This window comes from Geodermatophilus maliterrae (assembly GCF_041018925.1).
In the GTDB taxonomy this organism is placed as follows: Bacteria; Actinomycetota; Actinomycetes; order Mycobacteriales; family Geodermatophilaceae; genus Geodermatophilus; species Geodermatophilus maliterrae.
The window spans coordinates 1-17,185 of sequence record NZ_JBFNXQ010000105.1 but is presented as its reverse complement, the minus strand read 5'-3'; the positions used below and the strand labels follow the sequence as shown (position 1 = coordinate 17,185).

Genomic DNA, 17,185 nt, shown 5'->3' with positions numbered 1-17,185 from the left:
GTGCGCCGGCCAGACGCCCACGGCATCGGCGAGCGCGGGCAGGATGACCGCGGCCGCCGAGGCGTAGCCGGCGGCGCTGGGGTGGAACTCGTCGACGCTGAACAGCGTGCGGTCCTGGGCGAAGCTCGGGCCCAGCACCGAGCCCAGCGAGACCGTGCGGCCACCGGCCTCGACCACCGCGATCGTCTGCGCCGCGGCGAGCTGCCGGCTCCACCGCCGGGCGAGCAGCCGCAGCGGCTGGCCGATCGGGCGGACCGTGCCCAGGTCGGGACAGGTGCCGACGACGACCTGCGCGCCGGCCTCCCGCAGCCGCCGCACGGCGTCGGCCAGGTGGCGCACCGAGACCGCCGGGCGGGTGCGGGTGGTGACGTCGTTGGCGCCGATCATGATCAGGACGACGTCCGGGTGCTCGGCCAGGGCACGGTCGACCTGCGGGTCGAGCTCGCAGGACTCGGCACCGGAGACGGCGAGCCGGCGCAGCCGCACGGGCCGCTCGGCCAGCTCGGCCAGCGCCGCGGCCAGCAGCGCGCCGGGCGTCTCGGCGGCACGGTCGACGCCGAGGCCCACGGCGCTGGAGTCGCCGAGGACGGTGAACACCAGGGGCTTGCCGCGCCGCTTGCCGTAGACGCCGTCACCCGAGGGCGGGTCCTGCATGGAGGTGCGCGACTCGACCCTCCGGCGGGCCGACCGGGCCTGCAGCCGCAGCAACCCGAGCAGGCCGGCGCCGACCAGGCCGACCCCGCCGCCCCCGTAGGCGGCGCTGGCCGCCATCCGTCGTGCCGAGCCTGCTCGTGTCACCGCCCACCCCGATCCTCGCGCCCTGCAACGCCTGTCCCGCAGGCTATCGAGCCTCTACGGTGCCCCCCGTGTCCGAATCCCCCCGACGGGTGTCCTCCCAGGGAACCCCAGGTGACCGCTCGACGGTGATCGTCGACGTGCTCGTGGACGCCTTCTCCGAGCTGATGGCCGCCGACGCCGACGCGTTCCGCACCAAGTTCCGCAAGATGGCCGCCGACCCCTTCGCCTTCTACCGCGGCAGCGCCTGCCTCTTCTACGCCGACATGGACGTGCTGGAGGACCGCTGGTGCGACGAGCGGACCAGCCGGGTGTGGATCCAGGGCGACCTGCACGCGGAGAACTTCGGCACCTACATGGACGGCGCCGGGCGGATCGTGTTCGACGTCAACGACTTCGACGAGGCCTACGTCGGCCACGTCAGCTGGGACCTGCGCCGATTCGTCGCCAGCTTCGCCCTGCTGGCCTGGCGCAAGGCGCTCGGCGACGACGTCATCGGCGACCTGCTGGGCACCTACCTGCACTCCTACCTCGACCAGGTCGAGGCCTTCACCCGCTCCGACGAGGACCGCTCGTTCGCGCTCACCCTCGCCAACACCGAGGGGGCCGTCCGGGAGGCGATCCTCGAGACGACGACCCGCACCCGCGGCTCCCTGCTGGACCGCACGACCGTCGTCGAGGGCTACGCGCGGCGGTTCACCGACGGCGGCCGCACCCGCCGGCTCGACGACGACGAGCGCGGCCGCGTGCTGGCCGCGCTCGAGCAGTGGCGGGGGACGGTCGTGCCGCCGGTGCGCCGCCGCGACGTCGCCTACGACGTGAAGGACGTCGTCGGCACCGGCGGCTTCGGCATCGGCAGCGCCGGGCTGCCCGCCTACAACGTGCTGCTCGAGGGCTACGACCAGGCGCTGGAGAACGACGTCGTCCTGTCGCTGAAGCAGGGCAACGTCGCCGCGCCCAGCCGGGTGGTCCGCGACCCGCGGATCAGCGGGTACTTCGAGCACCACGGGCACCGGACGGCGGTCAGCCAGCGGGCGCTGCAGGCCAACGCCTCGCAGTTCCTCGGCCACACCGAGATCGACGGCGTCGGCTTCGTCGTCCAGGAGCTCTCGCCCTACGAGGTCGACCTCGACTGGGAGGACCTCACCGAGCCCGACGAGATGGCCCCGGTGCTGGCCCAGCTCGGCCGGGCGACGGCGAAGATGCACTGCGTCGGGGACGCCGACAGCGACCACACCCTCGTCGACTTCCAGACCGAGGAGGCGATCGTCGCGATGGTCGGCGACCGCCGGGAGGAGCTCGTCGCGGACCTGGTCGCGTTCGCGCACTCCTACGCGCGGCAGGCGCAGGAGGACCACCGGCTCTTCGTCGACGCCTTCCGCGCCGACGTCATCCCGGGGATCAGCTCGAGCGGGCGGCGCCCGGCGTCCCAGGCCTCGTCCAGCGGCCCCCCGGAGGGTCCCGCCGCGAGCCTGTGAGCGGCGGGGGCAGGGGGTCCTTCAGCCGAGCTCGCGAGGGGTGAGGGGGACGAGGTCCTCCAGCATGCCGACGTGGGGGCCGATCGGGTGGACGTCGAAGCGGTCGGTCACCACCGCGAAGCCCATCCGCTCGTAGAAGCCGGCCGCGGACTCCCGGGCGTTGCACCACAGCAGGTCCCCGCCGCGGGCGGCCACCAGCGCGCGGCTCGCCTCGACCAGCGCCCGGCCGGCGCCGGAGCCGCGCACGGTCGCGTCGGTGGCCATCCCGCGCAGCTGCCACGGGGCCCGCGCGTCCGGACGCCACGGGCAGGGCGCGGGGGACAGCCGGACGACGCCGACGACGGCGCCGTCCGGGGTCCGCGCGGCGAGGTGGACGGTGGCCGGGTCGTCGTCGCCCGGCATCGCGGCCGGCCCGCCGTCGCGCAGCACCGCGCTGCGCAGCGGCAGGACGACGTCGAGGCCGACCTCCTCGACCGTCGGGGTGGGTCCGCTCACGCGCTTCAGCGTGCCCGACGCCCCCGGCGGGTGCGCAGGTAGTCGGCGACGACGTACTCGCCCAGCCGCTCGCTGTCGGGGGTGAACACCCGGCCCCCGGCGCGCGCGGTGATGTCGTGGACGAACTGCACCAGCCCCGGTTCCGGGTCGAGCGCGAAGACGTTGAGCGTCGCGCCCGACCGGGCCACCCGCTCGACCTCGGCGACGGTCTTGGCGATCGTCTCCGGCATCGGCGGCCAGCAGAAGTACGGGGTGCCGTCCTCCTCCAGGTGCGCCGTCGGCTCGCCGTCGGTGACCACCAGGACCACCGGCTCGGAGTCGCGGTGGTGGGCCAGGAAGCGCCGGGCCAGGATCAGCCCGTGCTGCAGGTTGGTGCCCTGCAGCGTGTCCACCGACAGCTCGGCCAGCGTCTCCGGGCGCAGCACCTGCGCGGTGGAGGAGAAGCCGATGATCTGGATGGCGTCCTGCGGGAACCGGGTGGTCACCAGGGAGTGCAGCGCCATCGCCGTCGACTTGGCCGCGCCCCACGTGCCGCGCAGCGCCATCGAGTAGGACAGGTCGACCAGCAGCGCGACGGCGGCCCCGGTGCGCCGCTCGGTCTCGACCACCTCGAAGTCCTCGACGGCGATGCGCACCTTCCGCGTGCCGTCCGCGCGCGGCTCGCCGGCGGTGCGCAGCACCGCGTTGCGGACCGTGCGGACGACGTCGAGCGGCTGCTCGTCGCCGAAGTGCCACTCCCGGGAGCTGCCGGTCAGCTCCCCGGCCGACCCGGCGTCGGCGACGTCGTGCTCGCCCCGGCCGGTGGCGTCGAGCTCGGCGAACACCCGCCGCAGCGCGGTCGCGCCGAGCCGGCGGACCGCCTTGGGCGAGAGCTCGAGCTTGCCGTCGGAGCGGTTGAGGTAGCCCTGCCGCTCCAGCTCGCGCTCCATCTGGCGCAGTGCGGCGAGGTCGTCGACCGCCTCCCGGCCCAGCGCCTGCTCCAGGAGCTCCTGGTCGACGTCGGCCAGCGAGGCGCCGGCGTAGCCCTGGGAGAGCTGGTTGGACAGCGCCTCGAGGTCGGCGAGCTCGGCGACCGCGCTGGTCGCGTCACCCATGCCGAGCGCCTGCTCGCCGTCGGGCACCTGCCCGCGCTGGCCCCACGGCAGGTCGGGGCGGGCCTGCCGCAGCGCGTCCTGCAGGTGCGCCATCTCGCTGGCCAGCCCCATGTCGGACATCGTCTGGGCCATGAGGTCGGCCAGCTCGGCCCGCTGGTCGGGGGACAGGCCGGCCATCATCCGCTCCTGCGCGGCCGCCCGGCGGGCGAGGGAGTCGACCAGCTCGTCCACCGACTGCGGGTCGTCGGGGAAGAACTGCCCGTGCTTGTCCATGAACTCGCGGAACTGCTCGTCGGTGTCCTCGCCGCGGTTGTGCGCGTCGAGCAGCTGCGAGAGGTCGGCGACCATGTCCTTGACCGCCTGCATGTCGCCCTCGGTGGCGTTCTGCAGCGCCTGCTTCATGTTGGCGAAGGAGCTGTCGAGCACCTCCCGGCGCAGCAGGTCCTGGATCTGGTCGTAGGCCTGCTGCGCGTCCGCGGAGTGGAACGGGTAGTCCTTGAGCGCGCGGACCGCGCCCGCGGTGTCCTGCGGCAGCGCGTCGAGCTCGGCCTCGGCCAGGCGTGCGGCGTCGTCCGGGTCGGGGAACAGCTCGCGCCGCTCGGCCTCCAGCGCCCGGTCGAGCAGCTCACGGACCTCTTGCAGCGTGCCGTCCATCCGCCCCGCCTGGCGGGCCTGCCGCAGCCGGTCCCGGACGGAGCGGCGCAGCTCGTCGAGGCCGCGCCGGCCGTCCATGCCGCGCCGCAGCAGCTCCCGCAGCGCCTCGCGCACGCCGCTGCCGCCGAGGACCGAGTCGCCGATCTCGTCGACGGCGCTGCCCAGGTCGTAGGGCGGGGCGAGCGGGTCCGGCCCGCCCCGCCAGCGGCCGTACCGGTAGCCCCTGCCGGGGCGGGACCTGCTCATGCCCCGTAGACCGTCCGTGAGCCGTCGGTGTCCTTGGCCAGCCGGCGGGTGAGGTAGAGGCCCTCGAGCGCGAACTCGACCGCGGCGGCGGCCTGCTCGGCCGACTCCTCGCCCTCCGGGACCCCGATGCGGCCGAGCAGCTCGGCCAGCCTCGGGATGGTGCCGAGCTGGCCGAGCAGCGCCGCGCCGGGCACCAGCTCGCCGGACTCGACGGTCTCCCCGCCGGTGAAGTGCTCCTGCAGACCGGTCAGGTCCAGGCCGCCGCAGCGGGCCCGGAAGGTCTGCGCGGTGGCCTGCCGCAGCAGGTGCTCCAGCACCTCCATCTCCCGGTCGTCGTCGGGGTCGCTGCCGGAGTCGGCGAACTCGACCTTGCCGCGGCTGGCCGGGACGATGCCCGGCAGGTCGACCACGCGCGCCACCGGCCGGGTCTCCCCGGCGACGGCGGCCCGGCGGACGGCGGAGGCGGCGACGGTCTCCAGCCCGGCGATGGCGAAGCGGGCGCTGACGCCGGAGCGCTGGTCGACGTGGCTGGACTCGCGGACCAGCCGGGTGAAGCGGGCGACGATCTCGAGCAGGTGCTCGGGGACGATCGGCGCGTCGAAGGCGTCGTGCCGGCTCGGGCCGCTGAGCCACGAGGTGTGCGCCTCCTGCCGCAGCAGGCGGACCTCGTCGGCGAGCTCGAGCGGGTAGTGGGTGCGCACCTCGGCGCCGAAGCGGTCCTTGAGCGGGGTGATGATCCGCCCGCGGTTGGTGTAGTCCTCGGGGTTGGCGCTGGCCACCAGCAGCAGGTCCAGGGGCAGCCGCACCCGGTAGCCGCGGATCTGGATGTCGCGCTCCTCGAGCACGTTGAGCAGCGCGACCTGGATGCGCTCGGCGAGGTCGGGCAGCTCGTTGACGCTGAAGATGCCGCGGTTGGTGCGGGGGACCAGGCCGTAGTGCACGGTCTCGGGGTCGCCCAGCGTGCGGCCCTCGGCCACCTTGATCGGGTCGACGTCGCCGATCAGGTCGCCGACGCTGGTGTCCGGGGTGGCCAGCTTCTCCCCGAAGCGCTCGCTGCGGTGCAGCCAGCCGACCGGGGTGGCGTCGCCGTGCTCGGCGATCTGGCGGTGCGCCCACACGCTGATCGGGGCCAGCGGGTGCTCGTTGAGCTCGCTGCCGGCCAGCACGGGGGTCCACTCGTCGAGCAGTCCGACGAGGGTGCGGATGAGGCGGGTCTTGCCCTGGCCGCGCTCGCCCAGCAGGACGAGGTCGTGGCCGGCGATGAGCGCTCGCTCGACCTCGGGGACGACGGTGTCCTCGAAGCCGACGATGCCGGGCAGGGTGGGCTCGCCGGCACCGAGTCGGGCGAGCAGGTTGGCGCGGATCTCGGCCTTGACCGGCCGGAAGGCTGCTCCGCCGGCACGGAGCTCGCCGAGGGTCGTGGGTGCGGGTGGGGTCTGCGCTGGGGCGACGTCCGTCACCCCCGACACGGTACGACGGTGCCGGCGATCGGGGCACCGTCCGCCGTCCGCGCCTGCGAGGATCCGGGCATGACCGGGGTGGAGCAGGTGGCGGGCACGACCCCGCTGGTCAGCGGGGCGGACGTCGCCGCCGCGGCCGCGCTGCTGGACGGCGTCGTGCGGCGCACACCGCTGGAGCACTCCCGCGCCCTCGCCGAGCGGGTCGGCGGACCGGTCTGGCTCAAGTGCGAGAACCTCCAGCACACCGGCTCGTTCAAGTTCCGCGGCGCCTACACCCGGCTGTCCCGGCTGACGCCCGACGAACGGGCGCGCGGCGTGGTCGCGGCCAGCGCGGGCAACCACGCGCAGGGGGTGGCGCTGGCCGCGCGCATGCTCGGCGTCCGGGCGACGGTGTTCATGCCCGAGAGCGCGCCGCTGCCCAAGGTCGCCGCCACCCGCGGCTACGGCGCCGAGGCCCGGCTGACCGGGCACACGCTCACCGAGGCGCTGGCCACCGCCACCGCGCACGCGCGGGAGACCGGCGCGGTCTTCATCCACCCGTTCGACCACCGCGACGTCATCGCCGGGCAGGGCACGGTCGGGCTCGAGGTCCTGGAGCAGTGCCCGGACGTCGCCACGGTCGTCGTCTGCACCGGCGGAGGCGGGCTGGTGTCGGGCATCGCGGCGGCGGTGAAGGACCGGCGGCCCGACGTCCGGGTGGTGGCGGTGCAGGCCGCGGCGGCCGCCGCGTTCCCCGGGTCCCTGGCCGCGGGCCGGCCGGTGCCGCTGACCGGGATGACGACGATGGCCGACGGCATCGCGGTCGGGGCGCCCGCGGAGCTGACGCTCGCGCACGTGCGGGAGCTGGTCGACGAGGTGCGCACGGTGACGGAGGAGGACCTCTCCCAGGCCCTGCTGTTCTGCCTGGAGCGGGCCAAGCTGGTCGTCGAGCCGGCGGGGGTCGCCGCGGTCGCCGCGGTGCTGGCCGACCCGGCCGCGTTCCCGCCGCCGGTGGTGGCGGTGGTCTCCGGCGGCAACATCGACCCGGTGCTGATGCTCAAGGTGGTGCAGCACGGCATGGCGGCGGCCGGGCGGTACCTGCGGCTGCGGCTGCGCGTGCCCGACCGCCCCGGGTCGCTGGCGGCGGTGCTCACGGCGCTGGCCGACGTGGGCGCCAACGTGCTGGAGGTCGAGCACGAGCGGACGGCGACCCGGCTGGGGCTGGGCGAGGTGGAGGTCTTCGTCGTCCTGGAGACGCGCGGGCCCACGCACGCCGACGAGGTCCTCGCCGCGCTCGGCCGGGCCGGCTACGAGGTCACCGCGGGCTGAGAGGACCCCGTCCGTCTCACCCCTCGCAGGCTCGGGGTGAGCCTCCGGACGGGGCCGCTCCTGCCCCCACCGCTCGCGAGCTCGCGGCGGAGGGGCGCCCTCCGATGAGTTCCCGGCGCCCGCCGGGTCTGGTCTGCGGGCCGGACCTCCGGCCCGGGGCCCTGGAGGTGTCGTGGGAGTGAACGGTCGGTGCCCGGTCGGCGGAGTGCCTGAGCGAGCGGTCGGGGAGTGTCGGTGCTCACGCCTACCGTCCCTGTCATGAGCGACGCGATCCTCGTCGAGGGACTGCAGAAGCGCTTCGGCGCCAACACCGCGCTGGCCGGTGTCGACCTGACCGTCCCGGAGGGCAGCGTGCTCGGCCTGCTCGGGCCCAACGGTGCGGGCAAGACGACCGTCGTCCGCATCCTGACCACGCTGCTGCTGCCCGACGGTGGCCGCGCCGAGGTGGCCGGCGTCGACGTCGTCCGGGAGCCCGACCGGGTGCGCTCGGTCATCGGGCTGACCGGGCAGTACGCCGCGGTCGACGAGTACCTCACCGGCTTCGAGAACCTGGAGATGGTCGGCCGGTTGTACCGGCTGGGCAAGCGCGAGTCGCGGGCACGGGCCGGCGAGCTGCTCGAGCGCTTCGACCTCACCGACGCTGCCGGCCGCCCGGCGAAGACCTACTCCGGCGGCATGCGCCGACGCCTCGACATCGCCGCGTCGCTGATCGCCCGGCCACGGGTGCTCTTCCTCGACGAGCCCACCACCGGGCTCGACCCGCGCAGCCGGCTGGGCATGTGGGAGTTCATCGCCGACCTGGCCGACGGGGGGACGACGATCCTGCTCACCACCCAGTACCTGGAGGAGGCCGACCGGCTGGCCGACCGGATGGTGGTCATCGACCACGGCCGGGTCATCGCCCGCGGCACCGCCGACGAGCTCAAGGCACAGGTCGGTGGGCAGCGGCTGGAGCTCACCGTCGGCCGCACCGACGACCTGGTGGAGACCGCCCGGCAGCTGGCGCCGCTCGGTGCCGGGGAGCCGCACCTCGACGAGCAGAACCGCCGGCTGAGCCTGCCGGTGCGGGGCGGCACCGAGGCGCTGGCCGAGGCGCTGCGGCTGCTGGCGGCCGCCGACGTGGAGGTGCTCGACGTCGGGCTGCGCCGGCCCGACCTCGACGACGTGTTCCTCACGCTCACCGGCCACGCGGCCGAGGACGGCGCCGACACCGCAGGACCGGCGCAGGCGCCCGCCGGGCGCACGCCGGCCGAGACCGCAGGGAGCGTCCGATGAGCGCGCTGTCCGTCGCCGTCGAGGACGGCCTCACGATCACCCGCCGCAACCTGGTCAAGGTCAGGCGGGTGCCGGAGCTCATCGTCTTCGCGACGCTGTCGCCGATCATGTTCGTGCTGCTGTTCCGCTACGTCTTCGGCAGCGCCATCCCCATCCAGGGCATCAGCTACGCCGAGTTCCTGCTGCCGGGGATCTTCGCCCAGACCATCGTCTTCGGGAGCACGATCACCGGGGCCAGCCTGGCCGAGGACCTGCAGAAGGGCCTGATCGACCGGTTCCGGTCACTGCCGATGGCGTCCTCGGCCGTCCTGGTCGGCCGGACGGTCGCCGACCTGGCGCTCAACGCGCTGTCGATCGTGGTCATGGGTGTCACCGGGCTGATCGTGGGTTGGCGGATCCGGTCCTCTCTGCTCGAGGCGCTGGCCGGCTTCGCCCTGCTGCTGTTCTTCGCCTACGCCATGAGCTGGCTGATGGCGACCGTGGGGCTGCTCGTGCGGACCCCGGAGGTGGTGCAGCAGGCCAGCTTCATCGTGATCTTCCCGTTGACCTTCGTCGCCAACACGTTCGTGCCGACCGACAACTTCCCGACGGTGCTGAAGGTGATCGCCGACTGGAACCCGGTGTCGGCGGTCGTGCAGGCCGCCCGGGAGCTGTTCGGCAACACCGCGCCGGGGCTGGGTGCTCCCGACGCGTGGCCGCTGCAGCACCCGGTGCTGTACACGCTGATCTGGTCGGCGCTGCTGCTGGTGGTCTTCGTGCCGCTGTCGGTCCGGATCTACCGGCGGACCGCCAGCCGCTAGGACGGCGTCCTCACCGGGACGGGTGGGGCCGAGGGTGGCCCGGGACCAGTGGGTCCCGGGCCACCCGCGTTCCCGGCCCGGCTCCGACCCACCGGCGTCGCCGGGCGGTGGAGGGAGCGCAGGATGGACGGCGATGAGCGCTGAGCCCACCCCCGCCGTGTCCACCGCCAACCCGCTGCTCGAGCCGTCGCCCCTGCCCTTCGAGCTGCCGCCGTTCGCCGACGTCTCCCTCGAGCACTGCCGCGAGGCGATCCTGGCCGGGATGGCCGAGCAGCGCGCGGAGCTGGACGCGATCACCGGTTCCACCGAGCCGCCGACCTTCGTCAACACCATCGAGGCGCTCGAGCGCTCGGGCCGGCTGCTGCGGCGCGCCGAGGCGGTGTTCGGCAACCTCGCGTCGTCGCTGTCGAGCCCGCGCCTGCGCGAGATCGAGCGCGAGCTGGCGCCGCTGGAGGCCGCGCACGCCGACGCGCTGCGGCTGGACCCGGCGCTGTTCGCCCGGGTCGACGCGGTGCACGCGACCCGGCACGAGGCGGGGCTGGACGCCGAGGCGGTCCGGCTGGTCGAGCGCCACCACCTCGACCGGGTGCTGGCCGGTGCCCGTCTCGACGACGCCGGCCGCGCCCGGCTGTCCGAGCTCAACCGGGAGCTCTCGGAGCTGTCCACGCAGTTCGGGCAGAACCTGCAGCTGGCCACCGAGGCCGCCGCCGTCCGGGTCGCCGACGCCGCCGACCTCGACGGGCTGGGTGAGGAGGAGGTGGCCGCGGCGGCGCGCGCGGCCGCGGACCGTGGCCTCGACGGGTACGTCCTGCCGCTGCTGCTGCCCACCGGCCAGCCGGTGCTGACCAAGCTGCGGGACCGGGAGCTGCGCCGCCGGGTGTTCGAGGCGTCGGTGGGCCGCGCGTCGTCGGGGGAGCACGACAACGGGCCGGTGGCCGCGCGGATCGCCCGGGTGCGGGCCGAGCGCGCGCGGCTGCTCGGCTTCGCCACCCACGCCGACCTGGTGCTGGCCGACCAGACCGCCGGCAGCACCGCCGCCGTCGACGCGATGCTGACCTCGATGGTCGGCCCGTCGACGGCCAACGCGCGGGCCGAGGCCGAGGTGCTGGCCGAGGTCGCCGCCGGTGACGGCGTCGCCGAGCTGGCGCCCTGGGACTGGGCCTTCTACAGCGAGCGGGTGCGCGCCGAGCGGTACTCGGTGGACACCACGGCGCTGCGGTCGTGGTTCGAGCTCGACCGCGTCCTGGTCGACGGCGTCTTCCGGGCCGCGGAGCTCCTCTACGGCTACCGCTTCACCCCCCGTCCCGAGCTGTCCGGCTACCACCCCGACGTGCGGGTCTGGGAGGTCACCGGGCCCGACGGCGAGCAGGTGGGCCTCTACCTCGGCGACTTCTTCGCCCGGGAGGGCAAGCGCGGCGGGGCGTGGATGAGCTCGTTCGTCACGCAGTCGCGGCTGCTGGGCACCCGGCCGGTCGTCGTCAACAACCTCAACGTGGCGCGTGCGCCCGAGGGCCGGCCGTCGCTGCTCACCCTCGACGAGGTCAACACGCTGTTCCACGAGTTCGGTCACGCGCTGCACGGGCTGAGCTCGGCGGTCACCTACCCGCGCTTCGCCGGCACCGCGGTGCCGCGGGACTTCGTCGAGTTCCCGAGCCAGGTCAACGAGATGTGGGCACTGTGGCCGGAGGTCCTGGGCCACTACGCGCGGCACGTGGAGACCGGCGAGCCGCTGCCGGCCGCCGTCGTCGAGGCGATCGACGCGGCGTCGCTGTGGGGCGAGGGCTTCGCCACGCTGGAGTACCTGGCGGCCACGCTGCTGGACCAGGCCTGGCACCGGATCACGCCGGAGACCGAGGTCGGCGACCCGGCGGAGTTCGAGCGCCGGGCGTTGGCCGACGCCGGCGTCGCCTCCGACCTGGTGCCGCCGCGCTACCGGACGACGTACTTCCAGCACGTGTTCGCCGGCGGCTACGCGGCCGGCTACTACTCCTACATCTGGTCGGAGGTCCTCGACGCCGACACCGTGGAGTGGTTCAAGGAGAACGGCGGCCTGCGGCGGGAGAACGGCGACGTCTTCCGCGACCGGCTGCTCGCCCGGGGTGGCTCGGTCGACCCGCTGGAGGCCTTCCGCGCCGTCCGCGGCCGGGACGCCGACCCGACCCCGCTGCTCCGTCGCCGCGGCCTCGCCCCCGCGTGAGCCGCGGCCGGCACTGCCGGTGTTCCTCGCGCACTGCCGGTGCTCCAGCGCCCGCACAGCACGAGGAACACCGGCAACCCGTGGGCGGGAGCGGGCGTCTACAGCCAGGGGAGCGAGAGGACGAGGTCCAGGTCGTCGGGGGCGTCGCCGTCGCGGACGAGCCGGTTGGGCTGGCGGTGGCCGCACGCGGTGCAGCGGTGGACCACCTGCCAGCCCTTGCCCGACTTCTCGACCAGCCCGATCGGCTCCATCAGCCCCCGGCACTCGCTGGCGCGGTCACCGGGCAGGTCGTCGACGTGCAGCGACCACAGGCAGAACGGGCAGTGGTTGCGGTAGTGCCCGTCGGTGTTCGCCGGGACGGGGGAGTGGCACCACCCGCACTCGAACCCGGTGTTCTCCGCGCGCCGGGACCGCACCCCGCGGCCCATGGGCGTCAGGGGACGAAGGGCTCGACGGCGACGACGTCGACGGTGATGTCGCGGCCGTTCGGGGCCTGGTAGGTGACCGTGGTGCCCGGCGCCGAGCCGAGGATCGCCGCGCCGAGCGCCGACTCCGGGGAGTAGACGGTCAGGTCCGTCGTCCCGGCGATCTCGCGCGAGCCGAGGAGGAACTTCTCGGTCTCGTCGTCGCCCTGGAACCTGATCGTGATGACCGTGCCGAGCTCGGCGGTGGTCGCCGTCGTCGGCGGCTCGCCCACGCGCGCCTTGCGGAGCAGGTCGGTGAGCTGCCGGATGCGGCCCTCCTGCTTGCCCTGCTCCTCCTTGGCGGCGTGGTAGCCGCCGTTCTCCTTGAGGTCGCCCTCCTCGCGGCGGGCGTTGATCTCGGCGGCCATGGCCGGCCGTCCGGCCACCAACTGGTCGAGCTCGGCCTTCAGCCGGTCGTGGGCCTCCTGGGTCAGCCAGATGCCCTGCTCTTCAGTGCCGGTGGTCACGCGGGGTACTCCTGCAGCTCGGGGGCCACCTCCCGGCCGGGAGGCGACGACGTCGATCCGGCCAAGCTAACACCGGCCGAGGGGCCCCTGCACGGACCTGTTCCGGTGGTGCCGGGGCCCCGCAGGAAGACGGAACGTATCCGATCGCACAGTGACGAGGAGCACATCCACCCGTCCGAGGGGCGGGGTCCGCGGCGTCCCGGTGACACACCGGGGGACACTGGTCGGGTGACCGACGCGGACCCGTTGCGCCTGCTCGCCGTGCACGCCCACCCCGACGACGAGTCGAGCAAGGGCGCGGCGACGATGGCGAAGTACGTCGCCGAGGGCGTCCAGGTGATGGTGGCGACGTGCACCGGCGGCGAGCGCGGCTCGGTGCTCAACCCGGCGCTCGACCGCCCCGAGGTGTGGGAGCGCCTCCCGCAGCTGCGCGCCGAGGAGATGGCGCGCGCCCGCGAGATCCTCGGCGTCCAGCAGGAGTTCCTCGGGTTCGTCGACTCGGGCCTGCCCGAGGGCGACCCGCTGCCGCCGCTGCCCGAGGGCTGCTTCGCGCTGGTGCCCACCGAGGAGGCCGCCGCGCCCCTGGTCGGGCTCATCCGCCGGTTCCGCCCGCACGTGGTGCTCACCTACGACGAGCGCGGCGGCTACCCGCACCCCGACCACGTCAAGACCCACGACGTCTCGGTGCTCGCCTTCGAGGCGGCCGGTGACCCCGAGCGCTACCCCGACCTCGGGGAGCCCTGGCAGCCGAGCAAGCTCTACTACCAGATGGGCTTCACGCTGACCCGGACGCGGGCGCTGCACGAGGCCATGCTCGAGACCGGCGCCGAGTCGCCCTACGCCGAGTGGCTGGCCGGCTGGGACCCCGAGCGCGACATGTCCCACCGGGTCACCACGCGGGTGCCCTGCGCCGAGTACTTCCCCGTCCGCGACGCCGCGCTCATCGCGCACGCCACCCAGATCGACCCGCAGGGCCGCTGGTTCGCCTGCCCGATGGACCTGCAGCAGCGGGTGTGGCCCACCGAGGACTACGAGCTGGCCCGCTCGCTGGTCGACTCGACCCTGCCCGAGGACGACCTGTTCGCCGGCATCCGGAGCGAGGTGCCGGTCCCGTGACGCTGCTGGGATCCGCCGGTCTGCAGGCCGTGCTCGCCGCCGAGCAGCAGCTGCCCGAGGACGTCGGCAAGTCCGGCCCGCTGGGCCTGTTCCTCATCCTCGTGCTGCTGGTCGCGTCGGTGCTGCTGGTCAAGTCGATGAGCGGGCACCTCAAGAAGCTGCCGCGCAGCTTCGACGAGGACGACGGGCCGTCGGTGGTCGTCCCCGACACCCCGGCCGAGCTCGTCGACCCGCCGCGGCAGCCCGGCCAGGACGTGCTCGACTCGCTGCGCCGGGCGCCGCGGGCCATCGAGGGACCCCGCCCCGAGGGCCGGCCCGGCGGCGACGGCCGGACGGACCCGCCCGCGCGCTGACGCCGGCGGGCCCGCCCAGCGGGTCAGAGCGCCGCGAGGTGCGGCTCGAGCGCCCGGTCGATCGCCGCCCGCGGCCGGGCGCCGACGATCGTCGTCACGACCTCGCCGTCCCGGAACAGGGACATCGTCGGCATGCCGAGCACGTGGTAGGCCCGGGTGACCTCCGGGTTGGCGTCGACGTCGAGCTGCACGACCCGCAGGCGGTCCCGCTCGGCCTCGGCCAGCTGCTCGAGGACCGGCGTCACCATGCGGCAGGGCCCGCACCACGACGCGGTGAAGTCGACGAGCACGGGCAGGTCGCTGGCGAGGACGTCGGCGGCGAACGTCGCGTCGGTGGTGGACGGCAGGGTGGTGCTCATCGGGCTCCCTCTCGGAGGACGGAGGCGACCAGCTGGTCGCCCGGGGTGATCTCGGCCCCGCAGTCGCACACCAGGTGCGCGCCCACGTGGCCGCCGCAGCCGGCGTGCCGGTAGGTCACGTCCGGCGGGCGGTCGTCGGCCAGGTGCCGCGCCGCCCAGTCGGAGAAGGCCGCCAGGACCGGCAGCAGGTCGCGGCCGGCCGGGGTGAGGACGTACTCGGGCCGCGGGCGGGCCCCCGGCAGCACGTACTCGCGCTGCTCGAGGACCCCCGCGGCCACCAGCCGGCGCAGCCGGTCGGCCAGGACGGTGCGCGGGGCGCCCGTCGTCTGCTGCAGGTCGGTGAACCTCCGGACGCCGAGCGCCGCCTCGCGGACGACGAGCAGCACCCAGCGGTCACCGAACAGGGAGAGCGCTTCCGTGACGGCCACAGTCCTGAGTATGGACTCTGGACTCAGCCTCGTCCAGCGGGGTGGAGGCCGGACGGCTCAGAGGAGGTCCTCGACCGGCGTCCGTCCGCCGTCGGCCACCGCCGCCGCGTAGCCGCCGCCGAGCGCGGCGCGCAGCCGGGGCTGCCACCGGTCGAGCTCGGCGACCTGTGACCGGGTGCGGGGGAGGCCGTGGTCGTCCCGCACCCGCTCGGCGCAGCCCAGCAGCCGGGCGGCGGCCGGCGCGTCCGCCGCGGCGAGAGTGGCCTCCGCGAGCAGCTCGAGGCTCTCCGCGACGGCGGCGGCGTGCCCGAGGTCCAGGGCGTTGCCGGCGGCCCGCCGGGACCGCTCCGACGCCGCGCCCGGGTCGCCACGGCGGAGCGCCACGCGGCCCAGCGTCTGCAGCGCCGCGGTGACGCCCTCGGGGTAGCCGGTCGCCTCGAACAGCCCGAGCGCCTCGCCGGCCAGGTCGCCGGCCCCGGGCAGCTCGCCCTCGGCCAGGCAGGTGCGGGCGTGCTGCTCCAGGCAGAGGGCGACCAGGTGCCGGTCGCCCGCGCGGTCCAGCACGGGCCGGGCCTCGAGCAGCAGCTCCCGCGCGCCCGCCGCGTCGCCCGCGTCGAGTGCCGTGCGGGCACGCAGCACCAGGCCCAGGCCCGCGCCGCTGTCGGAGCGCACCGACCGGTACAGGGCGATGGAGCGGTCCTGCGCCGCGGCGGCCTCCGCCGGCCGACCCAGGGCCCAGTGGGCCGTGCCCAGGTGCAGGAGGCTGCGGGCCTCGCCGCGGACGTCGCCGAGGGCGGCGAAGCCGGCCGCCGCCGCGCGGCACTCCCGCTCTGCGGTGTGCAGGTCTCCGACCGACTCGGCGTGCATGCCCCCGGCCAGCCGCAGCCGGGTGTCGAGCTGCGGACCGTGCGGCCCGGCGGCCCGCGCCGCGGCGACCCAGGCCCGGGCCTCGGCGAAGGAGCCCTCGTAGGACCAGTACCAGGACAGCGCGCACACCAGCCGGGCGCCGAGCCCCGCGCGCGACGGCGTGCCGTCGAGGCAGTGGCGCAGGGCCGCCCGCAGGTCGGGCCCGGCCGCCCGCAGGTCGGCGAACCAGCCGGCCTGGTCGGCGCCGCGGATGCTGCGGTCGGCCTCCTCGGCGAAGGCGGCGTACCAGCGGGCGTGCCGGTCCCGGGCCGACTCCACCTCGGCGGCGTCGCGCGCCAGGCGTGCCGCGGCGTGGGCCCGCACGGTCTCGAGCAGCCGGAAGTGGTCGTCGCCGGCCGCGGCCACGAGCGACTGCCGGACCAGCCGGAGCAGCAGCCGGAGACCGTCCGGGGCGAGGCCGGCACCGGCGACCTCGACCGCCGCCTCGAGGGGGAAGGGCCCGGTGAAGACCGACAGGCGGTCCAGGAAGACGGCCTCCTCGGCGGACAGCAGGCCGTAGCTCCAGTCCATGACGGCGCGCAGCCCCGCGTGCCGGCCGGAGCCCTCACCCTCGCCGAGCAGCCGCATGCGGTCGCCGAGCAGCGCCGCGGTCTTGGCCGGGCTGAGCGCCGCGGCGTGCGCGGCGGCGAGCTCGATGGCCAGCGGCAGCCCGTCGAGCAGGCGGCAGACGGCGGCGACGGCACCGGCGTTGCCGGCGTCGAGGACGAAGCCGGGGCGGGCCGCGGCCGCCCGCTCGCCGTACAGCTGCACCGCCGGCGACGCCGCGACCGCCGGCAGGTCGCCGTCGGCCGGGAGGGCCAGCGGTGACACCGCCACGACCAGCTCGCCGGGAACCCCCAGCGGGCGCCGGCTCGTCGCGAGGACGCCGAGGCGGGGACAGCCGGCGGTGAGCTCCCGGACCAGCCCGGCCACCTCGCCGGCCCGGTGCTCGCAGGTGTCGAGCACCAGCAGCGCGTCGCGGCCGCCGATCCCGCGCACCAGCTCCGCGACGGCGTCGTCCGCCGACGTCGAGCCGGTCCCCGTGGCCGCGGCGACGGCCACGACCACCCCGCCCGGGGGAGTGGCGGCCAGGTCGGTCCACCAGACGGTGCGCTCGGCCGTGCGCACGGCCTCGACCGCCAGCCGGGTCTTCCCGGTGCCGCCGGGTCCGGTGAGGGTGACCAGCCGGTGCCGGGACAGCGCCCGGCGCACCGCGGCGACCTCGGCGTCCCGGCCGACCAGCGAGGTGAGCGGCAGGGGCACCGGCGGCGGCGCCGGCGCGGCGGGCGG

At 75.3% G+C, this 17,185-nt stretch carries 16 protein-coding genes; 7 read left to right on the top strand and 9 right to left on the bottom strand.

Going from position 1 to position 17,185, the window contains the following annotated elements:
* On the bottom strand, positions 1-798 hold a 798-nt coding region (locus tag ABQ292_RS22345), incomplete at its 3' end, for an SGNH/GDSL hydrolase family protein (RefSeq protein ID WP_369209913.1).
* Between the two features lie 68 nt (positions 799-866).
* Between ABQ292_RS22345 and ABQ292_RS22340 the strand changes: the two genes are divergently transcribed.
* On the top strand, positions 867-2,273 hold the full coding sequence (locus ABQ292_RS22340) for a DUF2252 domain-containing protein (protein ID WP_369209912.1): 1,407 nt from the start codon (positions 867-869) through the stop codon (positions 2,271-2,273).
* A 21-nt stretch (positions 2,274-2,294) separates the two neighbouring features.
* Here ABQ292_RS22340 and ABQ292_RS22335 read toward each other — a convergent pair whose 3' ends face one another.
* From ABQ292_RS22335 to ABQ292_RS22325, 3 genes are read right to left on the bottom strand one after another with little or no spacing between them, the layout of a single operon-like run.
* Positions 2,295-2,768, bottom strand: a complete 474-nt coding sequence (locus ABQ292_RS22335) for a GNAT family N-acetyltransferase (RefSeq protein WP_369209911.1) — start codon at positions 2,766-2,768, stop codon at positions 2,295-2,297.
* A gap of 5 nt (positions 2,769-2,773) precedes the next feature.
* Positions 2,774-4,762, bottom strand: coding sequence for a VWA domain-containing protein (locus tag ABQ292_RS22330; RefSeq protein WP_369209910.1), 1,989 nt, complete (start codon positions 4,760-4,762; stop codon positions 2,774-2,776).
* Complete coding sequence (locus ABQ292_RS22325) at positions 4,759-6,222, bottom strand: sigma 54-interacting transcriptional regulator (RefSeq protein WP_369209909.1); 1,464 nt, start codon at positions 6,220-6,222, stop codon at positions 4,759-4,761. The genes ABQ292_RS22330 and ABQ292_RS22325 overlap by 4 nt, the downstream gene beginning before the upstream one ends.
* Positions 6,223-6,291: 69 nt before the next feature.
* Here ABQ292_RS22325 and ilvA point away from each other — a divergent pair, with 69 nt between their 5' ends.
* The 4 genes from ilvA to ABQ292_RS22305 all read left to right on the top strand — a co-directional run bounded on the left by ilvA (position 6,292) and on the right by ABQ292_RS22305 (position 11,802).
* Positions 6,292-7,530, top strand: coding sequence for a threonine ammonia-lyase (gene ilvA / locus ABQ292_RS22320; RefSeq protein WP_369209908.1), 1,239 nt, complete (start codon positions 6,292-6,294; stop codon positions 7,528-7,530).
* Between the two features lie 258 nt (positions 7,531-7,788).
* Positions 7,789-8,805, top strand: a complete 1,017-nt coding sequence (locus ABQ292_RS22315) for an ATP-binding cassette domain-containing protein (protein WP_369209907.1) — start codon at positions 7,789-7,791, stop codon at positions 8,803-8,805.
* On the top strand, positions 8,802-9,605 hold the full coding sequence (locus ABQ292_RS22310) for an ABC transporter permease (protein ID WP_369209906.1): 804 nt from the start codon (positions 8,802-8,804) through the stop codon (positions 9,603-9,605). The genes ABQ292_RS22315 and ABQ292_RS22310 overlap by 4 nt, the downstream gene beginning before the upstream one ends.
* A 133-nt stretch (positions 9,606-9,738) precedes the next feature.
* Complete coding sequence (locus ABQ292_RS22305) at positions 9,739-11,802, top strand: M3 family metallopeptidase (RefSeq protein ID WP_369209905.1); 2,064 nt, start codon at positions 9,739-9,741, stop codon at positions 11,800-11,802.
* 98 nt (positions 11,803-11,900) lie between these two features.
* On the opposite strand, the gene ABQ292_RS22300 is transcribed toward ABQ292_RS22305, so the two are convergent.
* Both ABQ292_RS22300 and greA read right to left on the bottom strand, forming a co-directional pair.
* Entirely contained in the window at positions 11,901-12,230 is a 330-nt protein-coding gene (locus tag ABQ292_RS22300) for an RNHCP domain-containing protein (protein WP_369209904.1), read from the bottom strand.
* 5 nt (positions 12,231-12,235) lie between these two features.
* Positions 12,236-12,733, bottom strand: coding sequence for a transcription elongation factor GreA (gene greA / locus ABQ292_RS22295; protein WP_204692977.1), 498 nt, complete (start codon positions 12,731-12,733; stop codon positions 12,236-12,238).
* A 228-nt stretch (positions 12,734-12,961) separates the two neighbouring features.
* Here greA and mca point away from each other — a divergent pair, with 228 nt between their 5' ends.
* Together mca and ABQ292_RS22285 are read left to right on the top strand one after the other, a co-directional pair.
* Positions 12,962-13,849 carry a mycothiol conjugate amidase Mca gene (mca, locus tag ABQ292_RS22290; protein WP_369209903.1) on the top strand — a complete coding sequence of 296 codons (888 nt, stop codon included), beginning with the start codon at positions 12,962-12,964 and terminating at the stop codon, positions 13,847-13,849.
* Complete coding sequence (locus tag ABQ292_RS22285) at positions 13,846-14,202, top strand: hypothetical protein (RefSeq protein ID WP_369209902.1); 357 nt, start codon at positions 13,846-13,848, stop codon at positions 14,200-14,202. Before mca ends, ABQ292_RS22285 begins: the two co-directional genes overlap by 4 nt.
* Before the next feature lie 23 nt (positions 14,203-14,225).
* Here ABQ292_RS22285 and trxA read toward each other — a convergent pair whose 3' ends face one another.
* The 3 genes from trxA to ABQ292_RS22270 form a co-directional block, all read right to left on the bottom strand.
* Complete coding sequence (gene trxA, locus ABQ292_RS22280; RefSeq protein WP_369209901.1) at positions 14,226-14,561, bottom strand: thioredoxin; 336 nt, start codon at positions 14,559-14,561, stop codon at positions 14,226-14,228.
* Complete coding sequence (locus ABQ292_RS22275; RefSeq protein ID WP_369209900.1) at positions 14,558-14,989, bottom strand: winged helix-turn-helix transcriptional regulator; 432 nt, start codon at positions 14,987-14,989, stop codon at positions 14,558-14,560. Before ABQ292_RS22275 ends, trxA begins: the two co-directional genes overlap by 4 nt.
* A gap of 57 nt (positions 14,990-15,046) precedes the next feature.
* Positions 15,047-17,185: ATP-binding protein (locus tag ABQ292_RS22270; RefSeq protein ID WP_369209899.1), on the bottom strand; the 2,139-nt coding region annotated here is incomplete at its 5' end.

What these genes read in the sequence shown, in the direction of transcription:
- ABQ292_RS22315 (WP_369209907.1), top strand. Translation starts at nt 7,789, where the DNA reads ATGAGCGACGCGATCCTCGTCGAGGGACTGCAGAAGCGCTTCGGCGCC.
- ABQ292_RS22305 (WP_369209905.1), top strand. Translation starts at nt 9,739, where the DNA reads ATGAGCGCTGAGCCCACCCCCGCCGTGTCCACCGCCAACCCGCTGCTC.
- ABQ292_RS22300 (WP_369209904.1), bottom strand. Translation starts at nt 12,230, where the DNA reads ATGGGCCGCGGGGTGCGGTCCCGGCGCGCGGAGAACACCGGGTTCGAG.
- ABQ292_RS22330 (WP_369209910.1), bottom strand. Translation starts at nt 4,762, where the DNA reads ATGAGCAGGTCCCGCCCCGGCAGGGGCTACCGGTACGGCCGCTGGCGG.
- trxA (WP_369209901.1), bottom strand. Translation starts at nt 14,561, where the DNA reads ATGAGCACCACCCTGCCGTCCACCACCGACGCGACGTTCGCCGCCGAC.
- ilvA (WP_369209908.1), top strand. Translation starts at nt 6,292, where the DNA reads ATGACCGGGGTGGAGCAGGTGGCGGGCACGACCCCGCTGGTCAGCGGG.
- ABQ292_RS22310 (WP_369209906.1), top strand. Translation starts at nt 8,802, where the DNA reads ATGAGCGCGCTGTCCGTCGCCGTCGAGGACGGCCTCACGATCACCCGC.